The organism is Bilophila sp. (assembly GCF_057864385.1).
The window spans coordinates 31489-52720 of record NZ_DBMAFI010000018.1; the positions used below are offsets into that span (position 1 = coordinate 31489).

The 21232-nt window shown below is 60.9% G+C and carries 16 protein-coding genes; 13 read left to right on the forward strand and 3 right to left on the reverse strand.

Annotated features, from left to right (window positions below; genetic code table 11):
* Window positions 1–138 precede the first annotated feature (138 nt).
* The 10 genes from ACZM8Y_RS07815 (at window position 139) to ACZM8Y_RS07860 (ending at window position 11622) form a co-directional block, all read left to right on the forward strand.
* Window positions 139–1341, forward strand: a complete 1203-nt coding sequence (locus ACZM8Y_RS07815) for an efflux RND transporter periplasmic adaptor subunit (RefSeq protein ID WP_482330686.1) — start codon at window positions 139–141, stop codon at window positions 1339–1341.
* A gap of 9 nt (window positions 1342–1350) precedes the next feature.
* On the forward strand, window positions 1351–4518 hold the full coding sequence (locus ACZM8Y_RS07820; protein ID WP_482330685.1) for an efflux RND transporter permease subunit: 3168 nt from the start codon (window positions 1351–1353) through the stop codon (window positions 4516–4518).
* A 65-nt stretch (window positions 4519–4583) separates the two neighbouring features.
* On the forward strand, window positions 4584–4712 hold the full coding sequence (locus ACZM8Y_RS07825; protein ID WP_482330684.1) for a hypothetical protein: 129 nt from the start codon (window positions 4584–4586) through the stop codon (window positions 4710–4712).
* An 83-nt stretch (window positions 4713–4795) separates the two neighbouring features.
* Window positions 4796–6172, forward strand: a complete 1377-nt coding sequence (locus tag ACZM8Y_RS07830) for an efflux transporter outer membrane subunit (protein WP_482330683.1) — start codon at window positions 4796–4798, stop codon at window positions 6170–6172.
* 18 nt (window positions 6173–6190) lie between these two features.
* Window positions 6191–6406: a hypothetical protein gene (locus tag ACZM8Y_RS07835; protein WP_479859066.1), complete on the forward strand. Its 216-nt coding sequence runs from the start codon at window positions 6191–6193 to the stop codon at window positions 6404–6406.
* A 947-nt stretch (window positions 6407–7353) separates the two neighbouring features.
* Window positions 7354–7662: an FmdB family zinc ribbon protein gene (locus tag ACZM8Y_RS07840; protein WP_302552723.1), complete on the forward strand. Its 309-nt coding sequence runs from the start codon at window positions 7354–7356 to the stop codon at window positions 7660–7662.
* 60 nt (window positions 7663–7722) lie between these two features.
* On the forward strand, window positions 7723–9033 hold the full coding sequence (gene purB / locus ACZM8Y_RS07845; RefSeq protein ID WP_302552724.1) for an adenylosuccinate lyase: 1311 nt from the start codon (window positions 7723–7725) through the stop codon (window positions 9031–9033).
* 822 nt (window positions 9034–9855) lie between these two features.
* Complete coding sequence (gene pyrE / locus ACZM8Y_RS07850; RefSeq protein WP_005025172.1) at window positions 9856–10419, forward strand: orotate phosphoribosyltransferase; 564 nt, start codon at window positions 9856–9858, stop codon at window positions 10417–10419.
* Between the two features lie 21 nt (window positions 10420–10440).
* Window positions 10441–10719 carry a hypothetical protein gene (locus ACZM8Y_RS07855; RefSeq protein WP_489501699.1) on the forward strand — a complete coding sequence of 93 codons (279 nt, stop codon included), beginning with the start codon at window positions 10441–10443 and terminating at the stop codon, window positions 10717–10719.
* 66 nt (window positions 10720–10785) lie between these two features.
* Window positions 10786–11622: a L,D-transpeptidase family protein gene (locus ACZM8Y_RS07860; protein ID WP_482332419.1), complete on the forward strand. Its 837-nt coding sequence runs from the start codon at window positions 10786–10788 to the stop codon at window positions 11620–11622.
* Window positions 11623–11922: 300 nt separating this feature from the next.
* Here the strand turns inward: ACZM8Y_RS07860 and ACZM8Y_RS07865 are convergent, their stop codons facing one another.
* Both ACZM8Y_RS07865 and ACZM8Y_RS07870 read right to left on the reverse strand, forming a co-directional pair.
* Window positions 11923–13368 (reverse strand): sigma-54-dependent transcriptional regulator, encoded by a 1446-nt coding sequence (locus ACZM8Y_RS07865; protein ID WP_482332415.1) that lies wholly within the window; start codon window positions 13366–13368, stop codon window positions 11923–11925.
* Window positions 13369–13370: 2 nt separating this feature from the next.
* Window positions 13371–15680, reverse strand: a complete 2310-nt coding sequence (locus tag ACZM8Y_RS07870) for an ATP-binding protein (protein ID WP_482332410.1) — start codon at window positions 15678–15680, stop codon at window positions 13371–13373.
* 435 nt (window positions 15681–16115) lie between these two features.
* Between ACZM8Y_RS07870 and ACZM8Y_RS07875 the strand changes: the two genes are divergently transcribed.
* Both ACZM8Y_RS07875 and ACZM8Y_RS07880 read left to right on the forward strand, forming a co-directional pair.
* The gene (locus tag ACZM8Y_RS07875; RefSeq protein ID WP_009733472.1) at window positions 16116–16592 is read left to right on the forward strand and encodes a cytochrome c3 family protein; all 477 of its coding nucleotides are present in this window, start codon (window positions 16116–16118) and stop codon (window positions 16590–16592) included.
* Window positions 16585–18144 (forward strand): ammonia-forming cytochrome c nitrite reductase subunit c552, encoded by a 1560-nt coding sequence (locus ACZM8Y_RS07880; RefSeq protein ID WP_482332403.1) that lies wholly within the window; start codon window positions 16585–16587, stop codon window positions 18142–18144. The genes ACZM8Y_RS07875 and ACZM8Y_RS07880 overlap by 8 nt, the downstream gene beginning before the upstream one ends.
* Before the next feature lie 349 nt (window positions 18145–18493).
* On the opposite strand, the gene ACZM8Y_RS07885 is transcribed toward ACZM8Y_RS07880, so the two are convergent.
* Window positions 18494–19360 (reverse strand): hypothetical protein, encoded by an 867-nt coding sequence (locus ACZM8Y_RS07885; protein ID WP_308770420.1) that lies wholly within the window; start codon window positions 19358–19360, stop codon window positions 18494–18496.
* A 329-nt stretch (window positions 19361–19689) separates the two neighbouring features.
* Between ACZM8Y_RS07885 and ACZM8Y_RS07890 the strand changes: the two genes are divergently transcribed.
* Entirely contained in the window at window positions 19690–20862 is a 1173-nt protein-coding gene (locus ACZM8Y_RS07890; protein WP_482332396.1) for a homocysteine biosynthesis protein, read from the forward strand.
* Window positions 20863–21232: the final 370 nt, after the last annotated feature.

The following is a 21232-nucleotide window of genomic DNA, read 5'->3' on the forward strand; positions in this document are numbered from 1 at the left end:
GGACTCTTTTCTCCATGTACGGTACATGCTACCGTCAAGCCCAAACGAGATCTTTTGAGTAGTCGATGCGGCGGCGGCATGTCAATGCGCATCGGTTCGATGCGGCGTTAGGGAAACGGATAACGTAAGGAATAGCTGATGAAATCTCCAGTTGGTACCCCTCTGTCGTTGATGGTGTCCGTATGCACGCTGTTTGCCTTGCTGCTTGTGGGCGGGTGCAAGTCAGAGGAAAAGGGCCGGACGGCTTCGCTTCCCCCGCCGCTCGTGGGCGTCATGACCGTCGAGGAGCGCAATGTCCCGGTCAGCTTCACCTATGCGGGGCAGACGGAAGGCTCCCGCGCCGTCGAGGTGCGGGCGCAGGTTTCGGGAATCCTCATGCGCCGCGCTTATAACGAAGGGCAGTATGTCAAGCAGGGGCAACTGCTGTTCGAGATCGAGCCGGATACCTACAGGGCGGCGCTCCGTCAGGCCAAAGGCGTCATGGAGCAGGCGCAGGCCAGATTCACGCAGGCCCGCCAGAACCTGAACCGCGTCCTGCCGCTGTACAAGAAGAACGCCGTCAGCCAGAAGGACCGCGACGACGCCCAGGCCGCTTACGACAGCGCCAAGGCCGACCTCGATTCCGCCAAGGCCGCCGTGAGCGAAGCGGAAATCAAGCTCAGCCACGCCTATGTGACCGCCCCGGTCGCCGGGTTCGCCAGCCGCGAATACCGGACGGTCGGCAACCTCATCACCGCCGGTTCGCAGGACGGCAGCCTCCTGACCGTGGTGAACCAGAACGATCCCATCTACGCCAACTTCGCCATACCGAGCCCGCAGTTCATGCGCTTGCGCGCGCTTCAGGCACAGGGGCGGCTCAAGTCCGACGGGACTGTGGCTGAAATTACCCTCGCGGACGGGACGGTTTACCGGACGAAGGGGGCGATCACCTTCATCGACAAGCAGGTGAATACCAATACCAGCGTGGTCGCGGCCCGTGCCGAGTTCGTCAACCCGGATCTGTTCGTCCTTCCCGGCCAGTTCGTGCGCGTCACCCTTTCCGGCATGGAGCTGGTCAACGCCATCCTGATCCCGCAGCAGGCCGTCATCCAGACGCAGAAGGGCAGTATGGTCGTCGTGATAGGCGAGGGCGACAAGGCCGAGATGCGCCCGGTGGATCTCGGCGACAACTACGGCGACAGTTTCCTGCTGAACAAAGGCGTGAAGGCCGGTGAGCGCATCGTGGTGGAAGGCGGCAACAAAGCCGTTCCCGGCCAGCCCGTGCGGATTCGGCAAGCCTCCGTTCAGGATGTGGAGCTGCCGGATCAGCCCGTCGGCACAGGCCCTGGCAAGGCCGAGTAGGGGAGCGTCATGGAAAACAAACACGCCCCGTCACCGGAACAGGCTTCCGAAATCAAGGAAGGCTTTTTCCTCCGCCGTCCGATCTTTTCCACGGTCATCTCGCTCATCATCACGCTGGTGGGCGCGATCGCCATTTCCGTGCTGCCGATTGAGCAGTATCCCGACCTGACCCCGCCGCAGGTGGAAGTCAGCGCGAGCTACACCGGCGCGAGCGCCAACGTCGTCGCCGAGACCGTGGCTTCGCTGCTCGAAAGCCAGATCAACGGCGTCGACAACATGATCTACATGAGTTCGGTCAGCTCAGGGACCGGAAGCATGAGCCTGACCGTGTCTTTCAATGTGGGCACTGATCCTGATCAGGCAACCATCGACGTGAACAACCGGGTTCAGCTTGCGCTGGCGCAGCTTCCGCAGGAAGTGCAGCGCATGGGCGTCTCGGTGCTCAAAAAGTCGTCCTCCATGCTCCAGATCATTTTCCTGACCTCGCCGGATCAGCGGTACAACACCATCTATCTCAGCAACTACGCGCTGCTGAACATCGTCGACGAGCTGAAACGCCTTCCCGGTGTGGGCGATGCCAAGAACTTCGCGGCGCAGGATTATTCCATGCGCGTGTGGCTCAAGCCGGACGTCATGAGCCAGCTTGGGGTCACGCCTGAGGACATCGCCACCGCCCTGCGGGATCAGAACGCCCAGTTCGCGGCGGGGCGCATGGGCGCCGAGCCCATGTCCCCCGGCGTGGGCGTGACGTGGCAGATCACCACGCAGGGCCGCCTGACCACCCCGGAACAGTTCGGCGACGTCATCCTCCGCACGCAGCCGGACGGCTCCATCCTCCGCCTCAAGGACGTGGCGACCATCGAACTCGGCGCGCAGAGCTACGATTTCGTGGGCAAGTACAACGGCCTCGAAGCGGTGCCCATCGGCATCTACCTTTCGCCGGGCGCGAACGCCCTCGCCACCGCCGAAGTGGTCAAGGCCAAGATGGAGGAACTGTCCAAGGCGTTCCCCGTGGGCGTGGCCTACAGCATCCCCTACGATACCACGACCTTCGTGAAGATTTCCATCGAGGAGGTGGTGAAGACGCTGTTCGAGGCGATGGTGCTGGTGTTCCTCGTGGTGTTCCTGTTCCTCCAGAACTGGCGCGCCACGCTGATCCCCTGCCTTGCCGTGCCCGTGTCCATCGTGGGGACGTTCGCGGGCATGTATGCCCTTGGGTTCTCCATCAATACCCTGACCATGTTCGGCCTTGTGCTTGCCATCGGCATCGTGGTCGACGACGCCATCGTCGTGCTCGAAAACGTGGAGCGGCACATCAGCGACGGTCTGCCGCCGCGCAAGGCGACCGCCAAGGCCATGCAGGAAGTGACGGGCCCGGTCATCGCCATCGTGCTGGTGCTGTGCGCCGTGTTCATCCCCGTGGCCTTCACCGGCGGCATGGCGGGCCGCATGTACCAGCAGTTCGCCATCACCATCGCGGTGTCCGTGGTCATATCGGGTGCGGTGGCCCTGACCTTCACCCCCGCCCTGTGCGCCTTGCTGCTCAAGCCGGGGCATGGGGAGCCCAATGCCCTCTTCCGCAAATTCAACGGTTGGTTTGAAGGGCTCACCGGAAAATACGTCAGCATCGTCAAGATGCTGCTCCGGCGCAGCCTGCTTGCCGTGGGGCTGTTCGCGCTTGTGCTCGTGGGCATCGGCGGCGTGTTTGAGCGCGTTCCGGGCGGGCTCGTCCCCGATGAGGATCAGGGATACCTCATCGCGCTCATGACCATGCCCGACGGCGCGGCCATCAGCCGCACGTCCGCCGTGGTGGAAAAGCTCGACAAGGCCATCATGGGCGATCCGCTGGTTGCGGACGTGATGAGCTTCTCCGGCATGGACGCCGTGAGCGGTGCGGCCAAGACCAACGTGGCGACGTTCTTCTTCACCCTCAAGCCGTGGGACGAGCGCAAGGCCCCCGGCGACAGTTCCTTCGATCTTGCCCGCAAGCTGTACGGCATGGGCTTCGGGCTGGAGCAGGGTTCGTTCATCGCCTTCAACCCGCCGCCGATCAGCGGCATGAGCAACACCGGCGGCTTTGAAATGTGGCTCCAGGATCGCAACGGCAAGGGAAGCGAAGCGCTTTCCGACGTTGCGCAGAAGCTCGCGGGAGCGGCGAACAAGCGGCCCGAACTGCAGGGCGTGAGCACGTCGTTTACGGTCAACGCGCCGCAGCTTTTTGTGGAGCTTGACCGCGAGAAGGCCCGCACCCTCGGCGTGAACGTGTCCGATGTCTTTCAGACGATGCAGGCGACGTTCGGCTCCTCCTACATCAACGACTTCAACCTGTACGGGCGGACGTTCCGCGTCTACACGCAGTCGGAAAAGGATTACCGCGCGCGCCCTGAAGATCTGGCTGAAGTGTACGTCCGCAACAAGCGGGACGAGATGATCCCCCTGACGGCCCTGATCAACGTGAAGCCCACGTCCGGGCCTCAGACCGTGGAGCGCTTCAACAACTTTCAGGCCGCCAAGTTTATGGGCAGCCCCGCCACGGGCTACAGCTCCGGGCAGGCTATGGCGGCGATGGAGGAAGTGGCCAAGGAAGTGCTGCCGGACGGGTACGCCATCGCGTGGTCGGGCTCGTCGTATCAGGAAAAGCTGGTCAGCAGCGGCGGTTCGCTCGTTTTCGTGCTCGCGCTGGTCATGGTCTTCCTGATCCTCGCCGCGCAGTATGAAAGCTGGTCGCTCCCGCTCACCGTGCTGACCGCCGTGCCGTTCGGCGTGTTCGGGGCCATCACCGCCATCTGGCTGCGCGGCATCTCCAACGACGTGTATTTTCAGGTCGCCCTCGTGACGCTGATCGGCCTGTCGGCGAAAAACGCCATCCTGATCGTGGAATTCGCCGTCGAGCAATACCGCAACGAAGGCAGGGACGCGGCGCATGCGGCTGAAGAAGCCGCCCGCCTGCGTTTCCGGCCCATCGTGATGACTTCGCTGGCCTTCATCCTCGGCTGCGTGCCCCTTGCCGTCAGTACGGGCGCGGGCGCGGCCAGCCGCCACGCCATCGGCACCAGCGTCATCGGCGGCATGCTCGTTGCGACCCTTGTCGCGCCGTTGTTCGTGCCCTTCTTTTTCCGCTGGATCATGAGGGCATCTGAAAAGCTTATGGGCGCGGGAAGCAAGGAAAAGGAATAACCGGGAGAGGGGGAAGCCCTTCTTCAAAAGACTGCCCCTTCCCGCCTCTCCGGGCCTCTTTTGTAATGGAGGCAAGGGGCATATACTGGCTCATCGTTGCATTGCACGGCATCACGCCGGAGGAAATCGAAGACATTCCTGACGCCTTCGGAGCGGCGGGGGACGCGGCGCAGCCGTGGCCCACGCCGCTCTGAGGGGGGCCGGGGGGAATCATTCCCCCCGGGCAGGTTCGGGCGGCAGCCCGGCCGCCGGAGGCATTCCCCTGAGGAGGGAACACATGCGTATTGTTGTCGTAGGACTGATGGTGCTTGGCTTGGCGGGGTGCTCGTTCGCGCCGGACTACCAGCGCCCCCAAATGGAATTGCCGCAGGCGTGGAAAGATGCCGGGCAGGGGGAACAGCTTGACGAACAGTGGTGGAAGCGCTTCGACGATTCCACGCTGAACGCGCTGGTTCAGGAGGCGCTGGCCGCCAACCGCGACATCGCGGCGGCCGTGGCGCGGGTCGATTACGCGCGGGCGCAGCTTGGCGTGGCGCGTGCGGAACTGCTTCCGTTTTTGAGCGGGCAGGCGCAGGGGACGCAGACCTGGGTGGACAACACCAAGATCACGAACGGCTCGACGTCGCCGTTCTCGGCGGGGGTCGGGGCGACGTGGGAAATCGATCTCTGGGGCAAGCTCCGCAACGCCAAGGAAGCCGCCATGTATCAGGTGCTCGGAACCGAGGCGGCGCAGCGCGGCATGAGGCTCTCCATCGCGGCGCAGGCCAGCAATGCCTATTTCCTGCTGCGGAGCCTTGATCTCCAGCTCTCGACCGCCGAGCGGACGGTCAAGACGCGTACGGATGCGCTCAGGATCTATACGGCCCGCTATGAACAGGGCCTCATCAGCGAACTGGACTTGAGCCGCGCCAAGACGGAGGTGGAAACCGCCAAGACCGCCCTCTACCAGACGCGCATTTCCCGCGATGCGGCGGAAAGCGCCCTGGAAGCCCTGCTCGGACGCTCGCCCAAGGAGATCATGGAAGGCACCGTGCAGCGCGGCATGACGCTGGAATCCATCCCCACGCCTCCGGTCATCCCGGCGGGCGTGCCTTCCGATCTGCTGGAGCGCCGCCCGGACATCCAGCAGGCGGAAATGGCCGTCAAGAGCGCCAACGCCAACATCGGCGTCGCCAAGGCCGCATGGTTCCCGTCCATTTCGTTGACCGGCCTCTTCGGGGTGGTCAGCCCCGAACTGCATACCCTGATGAGCAACCCGCTCCAGACGTGGAGCTACGGCGGGGCGGCTTCCGTGCCGCTGCTTGATTTCGGGCGCGTGAAGTACGGCGTCGAGGCTGCCGAGGCCAAGCAGCGCGAATCGTTGGCGACCTATGAAAAGACCGTTCAGGGCGCCTTCAAGGAAATGCGCGACGCCCTGACCCGCCAGCAGGAGATGAGCAACGTCGTCGCCTCGCTGGAACGCATGGTCAAGGAATTGCGGCTTTCCGTGGAGCTGGCGAATACGCGCTACGACAACGGCTATTCCTCATATCTGGAAGTGCTGGACGCGGAACGATCGCTGTTCGACAGCGAAATGCAGCTCGCCGCCGCGCGCAGCGAACGCCTGTCGTCCATCGTCAATGTCTGCCTCGCGCTTGGGGGCGGCTGGAAGTAGCCTGAAAAGGGCGCTGCCGTGGAAGGGCCGCTCTCCGGGGAGGCCCTTTCCGTCCCCCGGCGTGGTGCCGAAGGCGGCAGGCCGCATGCCGGTTCGCTGGCGACGCTGGCTTTTGATGCCGATATGCCGAGGGCGGCGGGCTTGTACGCCGGGCGGGGCCTTTTCCCCGGTATTTTTCTTGGCTGTGTCATGGAAAAGGTTGATGCTTTTTTCCTTGAAGTTCCACAGGGATAACCGATAAAATGCCTTAGCCCTGTATTCCGCCAAGAGGAAAACCGGAGAAAAAGGCCGTATTTTCACCGTACTGTGGAAATGAAACAACCACAAACTATAACAAAGCCTTTTTTAAATTCCAAAGGAATAACGAATAAAACGCCCCAATCATGGAGCCATCAGCGGAAAAATTGGAGAAAAAGGCTCTATTTTCAGCATAATGCAAAAATAAGGCTCTGTTAGAGCATGTAGTTGTTTCATCTCCACAGTGCGGTGAAAAAATAGAGCTTTTTTTCCAGTTTTCCCCGTGGCGGGATACACAGTTAAGGTATTTTTCCGGTTATCCCTTTGGAACTTCAAGAAAAAAGCGTCGGCCATTTTCTATAACACAGCCAAAAATAAAACAGCCATATACTCTCTGACAGGGCCTTTTTCTTCAGGGCGGTCTGCCGTACATGGGGGCCGGTTCTCCATGCCCCTCTGGAGGCGCCCCGTTTTCCCTTTCGTATGGAGACATTCGCCTTTTCGATGATTTTCTAAAAAATTCATTTTGAACTTCAGATGGTTGAAGTGCGGCCTTCATTGCAGAAGCGAATGTCTCCCGTATGTTTGTACTGGACAAACGGGGGGATTGGCTGTACTTATCCACAGATTACGTTTTTCACTTTGAGGAGTACTATCATGGCCCATAAGAAAATCGAGCGTAAGAAGGAACTTGATCGCCGTCGCAAGCGTCGCGCCGAGCGCATCAAGGCCCGCATTCACGAAGCTCAGGCTGCTGCCAAGAACAGCAAGTAAGTCTGGCGATCTTTCTTGTGCCGGAGCCCCGGCACGAAGCAGCGGATGCGCCCCGGCGCTTCCGCTGTTTCTCCTTTTGTCCGAATTCCGGGAAATCATCAGGTTTTCCGGTTGTTTTTGTCAGTAAAGGCCGTTTGGAGCGGCCCGAATGCCTTTGGTGGAGCGAGTCGATGCCGATTTACGAATACCGCTGCCGGAAGTGCGGCAACGTGTTTGAAGAATGGGTAAAAACCTTTGATTCTCCTGAGCTTGAGCCCTGCCCCAAATGCGGCGGCGATGCCGAACGGATCATTTCCAATACGTCTTTTAAGCTTGAAGGCGGCGGCTGGTTCGCGTCCTGCTATGGCGGGAAATCCGGTTCCGCCGGCGATGCCGCCCCGGCTGGGGACAAGGCCCCGGCAAAGGCTGATGCGGCTCCCGCGAAGGCGGAGGCGGCTGCTTCCGGTTCGGGTGGAGGTTCCGAGGCGGCTACGGCCTGATTTCTTGCGGCGTGGGTGTTTGCCCGCGCCGTTTTCTTACTCTTTTTGCGAGGATATCCCATGATTGAACGCTATACCCGCCCGGAAATGGGTAAAATCTGGACGCCCGAAAACCGCTATCAGGCTTGGCTGCGCGTTGAGCTGGCCGTGTGCGAGGCGTGGAACCGCGTCGGAGAAATCTCCGATGCCGACATGGAAACGCTCCGCAAGGAAGCCGATTTCACCGTTGATCGCGCCTTCGTCGAGCGCGCCAACGAAATCGAAGAAACCACCCGCCATGACGTCATCGCCTTCCTGACCGCCATTGAAGAGAAGGTCGGCCCCGTTTCCCGGTTCATCCATCTGGGCTGCACCTCTTCCGACATCGTGGATACCGCCGGTTCGCTGCTCATGGTGGAAGCCGGGGAATTGATCCTCAAGGCGTTTGATCGCGTCCTCGCCGTGCTCAAGAAGATGGCGCTGGAACATCAGGGGCTGCTCTGCATGGGCCGCACCCACGGCATCCATGCCGAACCCACCAGCTTCTCGCTCAAGATGGCGGGCTTCTATGCCGAATTCAAGCGCGACCGTGCCCGTTTCGCCGCCGCCCTCGACGACATGCGCGTAGGCAAGCTCTCCGGGGCCGTGGGGACGTACACCGTGCTTTCGCCGGAAGTGGAAGCCATCGTGTGCGGCCTGCTCGGCCTCAAGGTGGATGAAGTGTCCACGCAGGTCATCCAGCGCGACCGCCACGCCGCCTATTTCACCGCGCTGGCCGTGACCGCAGGGACTATCGAGCGCCTCTGCGTCGAGCTGCGCCACCTCCAGCGTACCGAAGTCCGCGAAGTGGAAGAAGGTTTCGGCAAGGGGCAGAAAGGCTCCTCCGCCATGCCGCATAAGAAGAATCCCATTTCCGCCGAGAACATGACCGGCCTGTCCCGCCTCATCCGCACCAATGCGCTGGCTGCGTTGGAAAATCAGGCGCTTTGGCATGAACGCGACATCAGCCACTCCTCCGTGGAGCGCGTGATCATGCCCGACTCCACGATCCTTACGGATTACGTGCTGCACCGCCTTTGCCGCCTGCTCGAAGGGCTGCGCATCATGCCTGAGAACATGGCCCGCAATATGGAGTGTTCTTTTGGCCTCTATTTCTCCCAGCGTGTGCTTACCGCGCTCATTGAGACGGGCATCCCGCGTCAGGAAGCCTACGTCATGGTGCAGCGCAACGCCATGAAGAGCTGGGAAACCCGCCAGCCGTTCCCGGAACTCATCAAGGCCGATCCCGAAATCAACAGCCGCCTCAGCGAGGAGACCTTCGCCGGGCTGTTCGATCCCCAGTTCTATCTCCGCCATGAAGGGGACATCCTCAAGCGTGTGTTTGAGGAGTAGGATTGTGTGATTGGGGGAGGAGAGGAGGAACCTTTCTGGAGAAAGGCTTCCTCCTCTCCTCCCCCAAGCCCCCACCTCTCCACCTCCAAAGACTTTTGTAATGGGGGTAGGGGAGTGGCTGTGGTTTGACGGAAGGGCTTTTTTCCGTTTTTCTGGGCTTCTTCCGTGCCGCTTTCCCGCTAAGGCGTGTTCAAGCTATGTTGCATTTCCCCATGATTGAAGAGGGTTGAAGAAAAATGCGGCATCGCTCAAAAATGGGGATAATCATTTGTAAAGGCTGTGTTATAGAAAATGGTTGATGCTTTTTTCCTTGAAGCTCCAAAGGGATAACCGGCAAAATGTTTTAGCCGTGGATCCCGCCAAGGGGAAAACAGGAAAAAAGGCTGTCTTTTTCACCGCACTGTGGAGATGAAACAACCACATACTCTAACAGAGAGCCTTTGTAAAAATATGTTTATTCTCTGCTTATGTGAACAGGCCCTAGCCGAAAGTCTTGGAAAGATGGGGGGAGGGGTATGCTCAAACGCATTTTAAGGAAGATACTTGGAAGGGGAAAGTGAGCTTTTCTGGAGAGGGCTTTCTTTTCCCCCAAAGCTCCCCTTTTCCCTCCAAAGACTTTTGTAATGGGGGCCGGGGAGTGTCCGCGATTTGACGGAAGGGCTTTTTTTCGTTTTTCTGGACTTTTTCCGCGCCGCCTCCCCACTAGTCGAAAGTCTTGGGAAGATGAGGGGAGGGGGGCCGGGGCAGGGGAGAAGGAAGCCTTTCTCCAGAAAGGTTCCTTCTCCCCTCCCCCGGTTTCACACTTACCATACAGGAGCCATCATGCGCGAACTCAAAAAGCGCCTCGCCAAGATTCTGATCGAGCGTTCCTACCGTGAAGGGGACTTCACCCTCGCTTCGGGCCGCAAGAGCGACTACTATTTCGACTGCCGCCAGACTGCGCTGCACCCCGAAGGCTCGTGGCTTATCGGTACGCTGTTCAACGAACTGCTGGCCGATCTGGACATCAAGGGCATCGGCGGCATGACGCTCGGCGCCGACCCGCTGATTTCCGCCACAACCGTCATTTCCCACGAAAAGGGCCGTCCGCTCGCCGGGCTCATCGTGCGCAAGGAATCCAAGGGCCACGGCACCAACCAGTATGTGGAAGGCCTGTCCAACTTCAAGCCCGGCGATCCCGTGGCGATGGTCGAAGACGTGGTCACGACCGGTGGTTCCCTGCTGAAGGCGTGCGAGCGCGTAAAGGACGCGGGCCTGAACGTGGTTGCCGTATGCACCGTGCTTGACCGCGGCGAAGGCGGCCGTGAGGCCATCGAAGCTGCGGGATACCAGCTCCGCGCGCTGTTCACCCGTCCCGAACTGGTCGAGCTTGCCAAAGAAGACTAGCCGGGCGCATTGGCGTTTGTGATGAGGCCCCTCGGAGGAATCTCCGGGGGGCTTTTGTTTGGCGGGCAGGGAAAAAGAAGGCTGTGTTTAAGTTTGTGGTTGATACAAGATTCCAACTGGAAAGGAAGAGTTCTTTGGAAATTATCTGGAGATCTCACAACAATTTTTCAAAACTGGATTTCATGTAATGAACAAAAAATGAGAGAGGCCCACATCACTAGACGTGGAATGGACTTTTATCTATTGATTTTCATTGAAAAAATCATCAAACGTAAAATTGAACACAGCCAAAAAGAATAAGGGGGTCGACAAAAACGTGTGAGGAATGGAAGGTAACGGCTTGGGTTCTGCAAAAAGGAGATGTCCATGCCGTTTGGGTGTGTTCCCGTGAGGGGATGGTGTTGTGCCGCGCTGTTGGCTGTCGGTTTGATGTGCGTGCCGGAGGCAAGGGCATGGGAGGCCGTAACCGGTGGGCTGCCCGATCAGGCGGTGGTTGCCGTGGACAAGTCGCGGCAGCGTTTTTTTCTCATGGAGAAGGGGAGAGCCCGCGGTTATCCGTGTACGACCGGGAAGGCGCGGGGCGACAAACAGGTACGCGGCGATTTGAAGACGCCGGAGGGCGTTTATTTTGTTGTGCGGAAGCGGACGGAACGGCTGGATTTTCAGGAGTACGGCGGGGAAGCCTATATCCTTGACTACCCGAATCCCGTGGATCGGCTGCGCGGCAAGACGGGATCGGGAATTTGGGTACACAGCCGGGGCAGGGCTATCACGCCGTTTGAGAGCCGTGGATGTGTCGTCCTGAACCTCAAGGGCATCGCTGAAGTGGGGCCGGAACTGAAGCGGGGAACGCCCGTGCTTATCGGTGAACGGGTGGAAATTGTGCCTCAGAAGGGTGTCGTGCGCGAAGTGGAGGAGCGTACCCGTGGTTGGCGTAAGGCTTGGCGCCGCGGCGAGGCCGGGGACGGGTACATTGCGCCGGAACGTGCCGCATCCATAAGCAAGATAGAGCGCCAAGAAAAACGTGCGCGGACCACATTCGGGCCTGTCCGGGTTCTGGAAGGGCCGGGGTATGTGGTTTCGTGGTTTGCCCAGCGCACGGCTTTGCCCGGCGGGGGCGCGGAGACGGGGGTACGCCGCCTTTATTGGGAGAAACAGGAGGACGGCGAATACCGTATCGTCGGAATGGCATGGGATGATTAGGGCCTGTCCACGCAAAAAGGTAATAAATGTATTTTTACAAATGGTTATGATTTTTTTGAGCGATGCTGCATTTTCCTTCAACTCTTTTCAATCATGGAAAAAATGCGGCATAGTGTGAACACGCCCTAGGCTGTGTCGCCATTTTGTATATAACTATTTGAAAGTATTAAAAATGATCCTTTTATGGCTTGAAGAGTAATGAAATGGTTTCAATAGATTATATCTACTTGGCGACACGGCCCAATGTTTCCGGGCTTTGAAGCAGTGGCGTTCCAATTGAAAGGGCCTCTGAGCCCGGCGTCAAACGGCTGGAAATTTCGGAATGGAAGACGACCTGTCCAACCCGTATTTTTTCAGCAGTTCATAGAAATGCCCGCGTGAAACGCCGGCAATCCCGGCGGCGCGGCGGACATCCCCCAGACAGGCGGCGAGCAGCCCGGCGATGTAATCGCGCTCGGCTTTGGCCTTCATGTCGCGCAGGGTGGGGAAGGTTTCGGGCTTCCGGGGCTGCGTGGAGGGTTCCGGTTTCGGGAGAGGTTCGGCCGGCGCGGGCTTCTCAGGCTTGGAGAGAGGCACAAGCCGTTTGCGGGCCAGTTCGATGCGGATTTCCGTGGGCAGGTGCCGGGTGAACAGCTGGGTGCCGTCCCCCGCTGCTGCGCAGGCCCGTTCGATGGTGTGGCGCAGTTCGCGCACGTTGCCGGGCCACGAATAGTCCGTCAGCATCGCGTAACAGTCGGGGGTCAGCTCCTTGTCCGGGAGCCCGTGGCGCTGGCAGTAGCGTACGGTGAAGTGCTCGGCGAGCAGGGGGATGTCTTCGGTGCGGCGGCGGAGCGGCGGCACATGGATGGTCATGCCCCGCAGCCGGAAGCGGAGATCGCTCCGGTAGAGATCCATGCTCACCATGTCGTCGAGATCCCGGTTGGTTGCGGCGACGAGGCGGAAATCGCTTTCCACTTCGCGCACTTCACCGACGGGGCGGAAGCGGCGCAGCTCCAGCGCCCGCAGGAAGGCGCCCTGTACGGGGAGGGGCAGCTCGCCCACTTCGTCGAGGAACAGCGTGCCGTGGTCGGCGGCGGCGAGAAGCCCTTCGCGCGCCCTGTCTGCCCCGGTGAACGCGCCCCGTGCGTGCCCGAACAGATGCGCCTCCACCAGCGTTTCGGGCAGGGTGGTGCAGTCCACGGTGACGAACGGGCCGGACGCCCGCAGGCTGTTGGCGTGCAGGGCGCTGGCGAACAGTTCCTTGCCGGTTCCGGTTTCCCCGGTGATGAGCACGTTGACGTTGCTTGCGGCGGCTTCCCGCAATGCTTCCAGCGCTTCGGCCAGCGCGGGGCTTTCCCCGATGATGTCGGGATGCCGCAGGAGGCTGCGGGGGTGGCTGTCCCGGCTGTTTCGCCATTGTACGGCCTGCATGAGCGCCTTCGAGAGGTCGCGGACGCGGAGCGGCTTGACCAGATACTCCCACGCCCCGGATCGCAGGGCCGACTCGGCGGCGTCGGCGTTGCCATGCCCCGTAATGATGATCACATCAGGACGGCCCGGAAGCTGTGAAAAGGTTTCCACATGGGCGAGCCCGTCCCCGTCCGGGAGCAGGACGTCCAGCAGTACGATGTCCACGCCGCGCTGTGCGAGGTCTTGCCCTTCTTTGATCGAGGCTGCGGTGAGCACTTCGTGCCCAAGGGACTCCCCCACATCGGCCACGAGTGCCCGGATCAGGCTTTCGTCATCGACAACAAGGATACGTGCCATATTTACGCCCCGCAGTGTTTGCGAAGAGCGGCGGAAGCCTGTTCCAGCGCTTCGATGGCGGTGCGCAGCAGGGCGGCAAAGTCCTGCCCGTCCGGGGACGCGGCGGCCTGTTCCAGATCGGAGCTGGCCTTGCGCAGGTTCCCAAGGTGCAGCATGCCCGCGCCGTTTTTGAGGCTGTGCGCCTGACGCCGCAGTTCAGGGCAGAGATCGGGAAGCGTTTCCGGTGACAGGGCGAAGCGTTGCAGGTTGGCCCGGATGTTGGGCTCCTCGCTGAGGAATATCCCCGCCAGCCGTTTGAGGAGGGCTTCACCGCCCAGAGCATCCAGCGCGGCGGCGGGATCGAAGACGGAGGCGTGCTGTTCAGGCTGTTCGGATGTGGGCATGGGCGTTTCCCCTTGTTTCCTGCGGGTGGATGGGAGCAGGCCGGCCACGGCGGAGGCCAGCTTGCCGGCCTGTACGGGCTTGAGCAGCCAGCGGTTGATCCCCATGCGGCGGAATGCCTCTTCGTCGCCGGGGTTCAGCGTGGCGGTCAGCACAAGGATCGGGGTTTCCGGCGCGACGCCGAGTTCCCCGGAACGGATTTGCCCCGCGATGTCGAGCCCGGTCATGTCCGGGAGGCGCATGTCCAGCAGTACGGCGTCGGGCTGCAGCTTGCGGATGAGGTATAAGGCGTCCTCGCCGCTGTTCGCCATGTGCGCGGCATATCCGGCCTGCGTCAGCGCTTCGCTGAGGAACAGGGCCGTAACCGCCGTATCTTCAGCGACGACCAGCCGCCCGCTCGTCCCCGTTTCCGCGGGTCGCTCAGGCTGGGCGAGGGTGGAGGGGGAAGCGGGGCAAGGTGAGGCGGGCGTTTCCGGCAGGCCGTCCGCGTCGGCCGCCAGACGGAACAGGGCCGTGAAGGTGAACACGCTGCCCATGCCGGGCGTGCTGGAGAGCGTCAGGTCGCCGCCGAAGCGCCGCGCGATGCCGCGGGCGATGGCAAGCCCGAGGCCGACGCCGGTTTCGTGCGGGCCGCCCGAATCCCGGACGCCCGCACCCTGCTCAAAGCTCTCGAAGATGCGTTCCTGTTCATCCGTAGGGATGCCCCTGCCGGTGTCGATGACTTGGAAGGACAGCGCGCACCGGCCCTCGGAGGCCTGCGTTTCCGACCGGGTGACGCGCAGGGTCACGGAACCCTTTTCCGTAAATTTCACCGCGTTACCGAGCAGGTTGCCGAGCGCCTGGCGCAGCCGGAAACCGTCGCCTATGAGCCTGTCGGGGACGGCGTCGTCCGTCACGAGCGAAAGCCGGATGTCCCGGCTGGCGCAGGCCGGGCGCAGCACGGCGATGCAGGCGTCGAGCTCGGCGCGCAGGGAGAACGGCGCGCAGCAGGTGGGCTGCCTGTCGGCCTCAAGCAGGGAATAGCGCATGATGCCGTCGACGACCGCAAGCAGGCTGCCGGTGGCCTTCCGAAGGTTGGCAAGCAGATAGCGGTGGCGCGAATCCTGCGTTTCGCGTTCCAGCAGTTCGGCCATGCCGAGGATGCCGGTCAGCGGGGTACGCATATCGTGGGTCATGTTGGCGAGGAAGGCGCTCTTGGTGCGGTTGGCGGCTTCGGCAAGCTCCTTCTTGCGGTTGATCTGGAACGTGGCCCCGCCGATCCCCACCATGCCGATGATCCCGATGATCCCGAATGCGAGCCCGGTGGTGCGCTTGCGTTCGGTCGCCGCTTCAAAGAGGGGCTCGGCGGAGATGGACACGCTGATGCCGCCGAGCACGTCGCCGACCTTCTTGTCCTGATGGCACTGGATGCAGCTTTCCTTGGCGGGCAGGGCGGCCATATAGCGGTAACGCATGCCCTCCTCGTCGGAAACGAGATCGAAAAGCTCGTGCCCGCCCTTTTCAAAAGAGAGCAGGGCCCCGGTTTCCCACTGATCGGCCCGGTTTTCCGGGCGCTTCGGGGACAGGCTGGAAATGCGGAAGCCCGCCAGCGTGGAGGTGAAGCTTTCCGCGATCTGCCGGGTCATATAGGCGGGGTTGACCTTCACGAGGGTCGTGCCGCCCTCGGCGCGGAGGGTGCGTTCCTCCTCCGGCAGCCACGGGTTGGCGGGGCAGCCGGGGTGCTCGCGGACCCAGACGCCGCCGTTGTTGGCGTTCCAGTTGCGGGTATCCACGATGCTGGAGAAGAGCGTCGCCGTCTGGATGCGGGCCAGCCCCGTGGTGTACTCGTCCTCGCGCTGGGCGGTCCAGCGGAACAACGTAAACAGCAGCAGCCCCCAGAGCAGGGTGATCAGCAGGGGAAGGCGCAGTACGCGCCATGAGAACGTGGACATGGAAGGCTCCTCTCAGGAACAGAGGCAGGGGAATCCGTGGTCCCGGCTGTCCGCATCCCTGAAATTATGGACGGCTTGCCCGGTGCCTGCCGCCCCCCGCACCGTTTTTGCTCTCTCGAACCGGCGGGGCGGCGTTTGGGCTATGATAAAAGAGGAATCATTCTTAACAGGTTGCCTGAATCGGACAAGTTGTCAGTTTTTTCTGACTAGCTGTCATAAAAACCATACTGTAGCAAGGGAAAAGGAAGGATAGAACCCCCTCTTCATTTTTGCCGCTCCGGTATCCTTTGTCATTTCAAGAGGATTGCATCTCGTACGAAAAGGCGCAATCCCGGCATGGTTTTTGATGGAAGGGCTGAGAGGATTGCCGTTCGCGGCGCGCCGGGAGACGGCCCGCCAAAGCGGTTTTGGTATCTGTTGCAAGAGGAGGCAAGAATGTCTGAGGTGTCACCCCGCAAGTGCCCGTGGTTGAAGATACTGCTGGGCGGCGTTGCGCTGGGCGTGCTCGTGCTGGCAGGGCTGGCGTGGGGTATGCGGGTGACGGATGCGCGTCCTTTCTGTTCCAGTTGTCATATCATGGAACAGGCCGCACGGACGCACAAGCTGTCCCCCCATGCCAAGCTGGCTTGCAACGAATGTCACGCTCCGGCGGCGTTGCTGTCGAAGTTGCCCTTTAAGGCGAAGGAAGGCGCCAGGGATTTCTACATGAATACTCTGGGCGATGTGGACCTTCCCATTGTGGCGGGCATGGCGACGAAGGACGTCGTCAACGCGAACTGCAAGGCCTGTCATTTTGCAACCAACGAGAATGTCGCCAGCATGGACGCCAAGCCCTACTGCGTCGACTGTCACCGTAGTGCGCAGCACATGCGCATGAAGCCCATCAGCACAAGGATGGTGGCCGATGAATAGCCGAGTATTTTACACTCTGATCAGGTTGGCGGTGGTGTGCGCCGCCTTGGGACTTGCCGCGGGCTGCGACGACGTGTCCACAGCCGAATTGAAGACCCCGGTCTACAAGACGGGCTTGAAGGACTCCGACGACAACAAGACCTCGGCGTTTCGCAAGGACTTTCCCCTTCAGGCCGCCAGCTACGACCGCAACAACGAATCCACGTTCATGAGCAAGTACAAGGGTTCCGTCAACTTCATGAAGAACGACGACGTGGACCCGCTGCCCGAAGGCTACAAGCAGGCGGCCCAGCCCTACCTCAAGAACCTGTGGCTCGGCTATCCCTTCATGTACGAATACCGTGAAGCGCGCGGCCACACGTATGCGATCCACGACATCCTCGAAATCGACCGCATCAACCGGTACGGTGAAAAGGGCGGGATGCCCGCCACCTGCTGGAACTGCAAGACCCCCAAGATGGTGCAGTGGATCAAGCAGTACGGCGACGATTTCTGGGCCAAGGACTTCAACCAGTTCCGTACGGAAGTCACGGACGACGATTCCATCGGCTGCGCGACCTGCCACAACGCCGAAACCATGCAGCTCCAGCTCTACAGCGAGCCGCTCAAGGATTATCTGAAGTCCGTGGGCAAGGACCCCGCAAAGCTCCCCCGCAGCGAGATGCGTTCGCTCGTGTGCGCCCAGTGCCATGTGGAATACTACTTCAACGATCCCGGCCATGGCCCCACCAAGCGCCCTGTCTTCCCGTGGAAGAACGGCTTCACGCCCGAAGCCATCTACAGCGTGTATGAAGACAACGGCAATGTGGACATGCCCGGCTTCAAGGGCAAGTTCGCCGACTGGGTGCACCCCGTTTCCCAGACGCCCATGCTGAAGATGCAGCATCCCGACTATGAAACGTGGATCGACGGTCCGCACGGCGCCGCCGGTGTGGCCTGTGCCGACTGCCACATGCCGTACCAGCGCGAGGAAGGCAAGAAGATGTCCAGCCACTGGTGGACCTCGCCCCTGCGTGACCCCGAACTGCGCGCCTGCCGCCAGTGCCATGCCGACAAGACGGCTGCCTACCTGCGCGGGCGCATCGAATACACGCAGGACAAGACCTATAAGCAGCTTCTCGTGGCGCAGGAATACTCCGTGCGCGCCCACGAAGCCGTGCGCCTTGCCCTTGAGTACGCCGGAGAAAAGCCCGCCGATTATGATCAATTGATCATCCGGGCCAAGGAAGCCGTCCGCAAGGGCCAGATGTTCTGGGATTTCGTGTCCGCCGAAAACAGCGTCGGGTTCCATAACCCCGCCAAGGCCCTCGACACCCTGACCAGTTCCATCACCCTGAGCCAGGACGCCATCAACGCGGCGCTCAAGGCCACCAACTACGGCATCGCGCCGAAGCTGGAAGGCGACATCAAGCAGGTTGTGCCGCCCATCCTCAAGATGAGCCGCAAGCTCCAGCAGGACCCCGAATACCTCAAGACCCATCCGTGGTTCGCGTACCTGAAGCCCCTGCCGAAGGCCGGACAGATGTGGGAAGGCAACAAGAAGATCCAGTAGGCGTATGATGAAGGGGGAATCCTCACCCAAAGGCGGAAGCCGGGGATTCCTCCCTTTCCTCTCAACGCCATGAACGCATCATGCGGGTGGGAGGAGACCCTTAAGGCGGGCGGCTGATCGCCGTGCCCTTTTGGGCGAAAGATTCCTTCCCTTTTTTCTTCGGGAGAATCCCCTCCCGTCCACCTCATCCTCACTTGATAAACGGCAAGCCCCTCCGATATATGGCGGAAGGGCTTGCCGTTTGGTTGATGGGCTGTGCGCCGTGATGGTTTTTGGTGGGGCAGCGGGCCTGTTTTATTGAGGTAATGCCCGTTCGCGGGAAAAGTTTTCCGGGCGCGTGAGGGAATCGCTATTTTTTCCCGCCGTCGATGTCCACGGCTGTTTGGGAGGGATCCTCCTGCGCCGCATCCCCTTCGGAGGGCGGAAGCGCGGCTGAAGCGTCCACATCCACGGCGGGGGGCAGGGCCCCGGACTGGCCGCCGGGGACGGAGGGCAGCATGCGCAGTTCCGTGGTCGGCGCGTGCTTGGTGTCGAGGATGACCATGCCGGTACGTTCCAGCACTTCGTGGCGGAATGCGTATTCCGCTTCCATCTGCTTGGTTTTGTAGTGCATCCACGCCCGGACGACATAGCTGATGATCCAGGCTGCGGCGAAGCCGCCCACGACCCATATGGCGACCATATGGAAGTTTTCCCCCAGTTTCAGGAGCAGGCTCATCACCCCGTCGAGATAGTAGATCGCGGCGCACATGAGCACGAAGCCTGCGAACAGGATCACCGTGGGCGCTCCCCGGACCAGTGCGTAAAACGTCTGCATCCGCTGCGGGACGCCTTCAAGGTTCACGTCTTCGCCGCCGCGCGCCCCCCGCGAGAAGCCGAGGCTCACGAGGTTGACCAGCAGCATGGCGAGCACGGGAACCATGACCACGGCGACCAGATAGCCTATCCACGGGAATTGGAAGTGCGGCACGCCGCTGGACGAGGGCTGGGCGTTGGTGATGCTGATGATGATGGCGCCCACCGTTACCGCGAGCTCCATGAGGACGATGCCGATGACGAGGTAGAGGAATAAGGTCTTCTGCTCTTTTTCAGTGAATTGCTTGCCGAACAGCGTGTGGTGCTTCTGTTCCGCGCCGCCGTCCTGCGGGGTTTCGGGGGCATCCTTGGAGGCTTCGGCCTCCTTGCGCTCCGCATGTTCGTATTTGGAAAGGTTCATGTATGCTCCATTGCTTGGTGATGGACACCATTGGTATGGTTTCAAGCTGGGGTAGTATCATAAAGCCGTGCCGTCCGCCAAGCTATGGCCCGCCTCTCCACCGCTGGGGCGTCTTCCCTGAGCCGCACACGGGACATCGGCACTTTCAATAGGCATGACGCCATAACGGGCCAAAAAGCGCATCCGAACCCTTTCAAAAGGCATCGGAAAGGCGAATCCCCGCCCCAGCACGGTCATGGACTGGCGGAAGGGGGTATGATAACGGTAAAGGGCAAACGAACCGAACCGCGCCCGCCGAGGGAACCAACCATCTGCCGAGGAAAACTATCGTGTCTTTTCACAAGGTTATCAAGACAATTGCGGAAATCAACGAGCGCATCAAAAAAGGCAAGGCCGTAGTCCTCAACGCCGAGGAAATGGTCGAGGCCGTCCGGCGCATGGGCCCGGAAAAAGCCGCCCGTGAAGTCGACGTGGTGACCACGGGCACGTTCTCGCCCATGTGCTCGTCCGGCTTGTTGTTCAACATCGGCCAGCCCGAACCGCCGAAGATCCGCACCACCAAGGTCTGGATGAACGACGTCCCCGCCTATGCCGGGCTTGCCGCCGTGGACGCCTATCTCGGCGCTACCGAGCTGCCCGAAGACGATCCCCAGAACAAGGTCTATCCGGGCCAGTTCAAATACGGCGGCGCACACGTCATCGAAGATCTCGTAGCCGGGCGCAGCGTCCATCTGCGGGCGGCTTCATACGGGACGGACTGCTATCCCCGCCGGGCCCTCGACCGCACCATCACGCTGGCGGATCTGGCTTTCGCGCAGCTTCTGAACCCGCGCAACTGCTACCAGAATTACAATGCGGCGGTGAACTGCACCAGCCGCACCATTTATACGTACATGGGGCCGCTCAAGCCGGACATGCGGAATGTGAACTTTGCCACGGCGGGCTGCCTCTCGCCGCTGTTCAATGATCCGTGGTTCCGTACCATCGGCACCGGGACGCGCATTTTCCTCGGAGGCGGGCAAGGTTACGTCATCGGTGCGGGCACGCAGCACGACCCCTCACCCCAGCGCACTGAAAAAGGGCTCCCCCTCAGCGGATCGGGCACGCTCATGGTGCGCGGCGACCTCAAGGGCATGAAGCCCCGCTACCTGCGCGGCCTGTCCCTCACCGGATACGGCGTTTCGCTGGCGGTGGGCGTGGGGATTCCGATCCCGATCCTCAATGAGGACATGGCGGCCTTCACCGGGGTTTCCAACGAGGACATCCTGATGCCCGTGAAGGATTACGGGTATGACTACCCCAATGGGCTGCCCCGGATCATCCAGCATGTGCGTTTCTCCGACCTGCTTTCCGGCGAGGTGGAAATCCAGGGCCGCAAGATCCCGACCGTGCCTCTGACCAGCCATGTGATTTCCCTTGAAATCGCCGATACGCTCAAGGCGTGGATCGGGAAAGGCGAGTTTCTTCTGACAGAAGCGGTTGACCGTATCCCGGCATATTGATGGGCCGTTGGGGAAGCGGCCTTTTCCGAAGGCTGTATCATAGAAAATGGTTGATGCTTTTTTCCTTGAAACTCCAAAGGGATAACCGGAAAAATGCCTTAACCGCGGATCCCGCCAAGGGGGAAACTGAAAAAAGCTCTATTTTTCACAGCACTGCGGAGATGAAACAACTACATACTTTAACAGAGCCTTTCCGAAAGGATCCGCCATAGCGTGTTGTTTCATCCCCACAAGTTTCGGAAGGCTCCGCCAGAGATGGCATTGTACCGCTGATCCGGCGATGTCAGGAAGTGAAATGGGGGGGCTTCTCCACAATATGGTGAAGGCAGGGCTTTTCCTTTTTCTGCTGGCGAACCTCATGGCCGAGGCA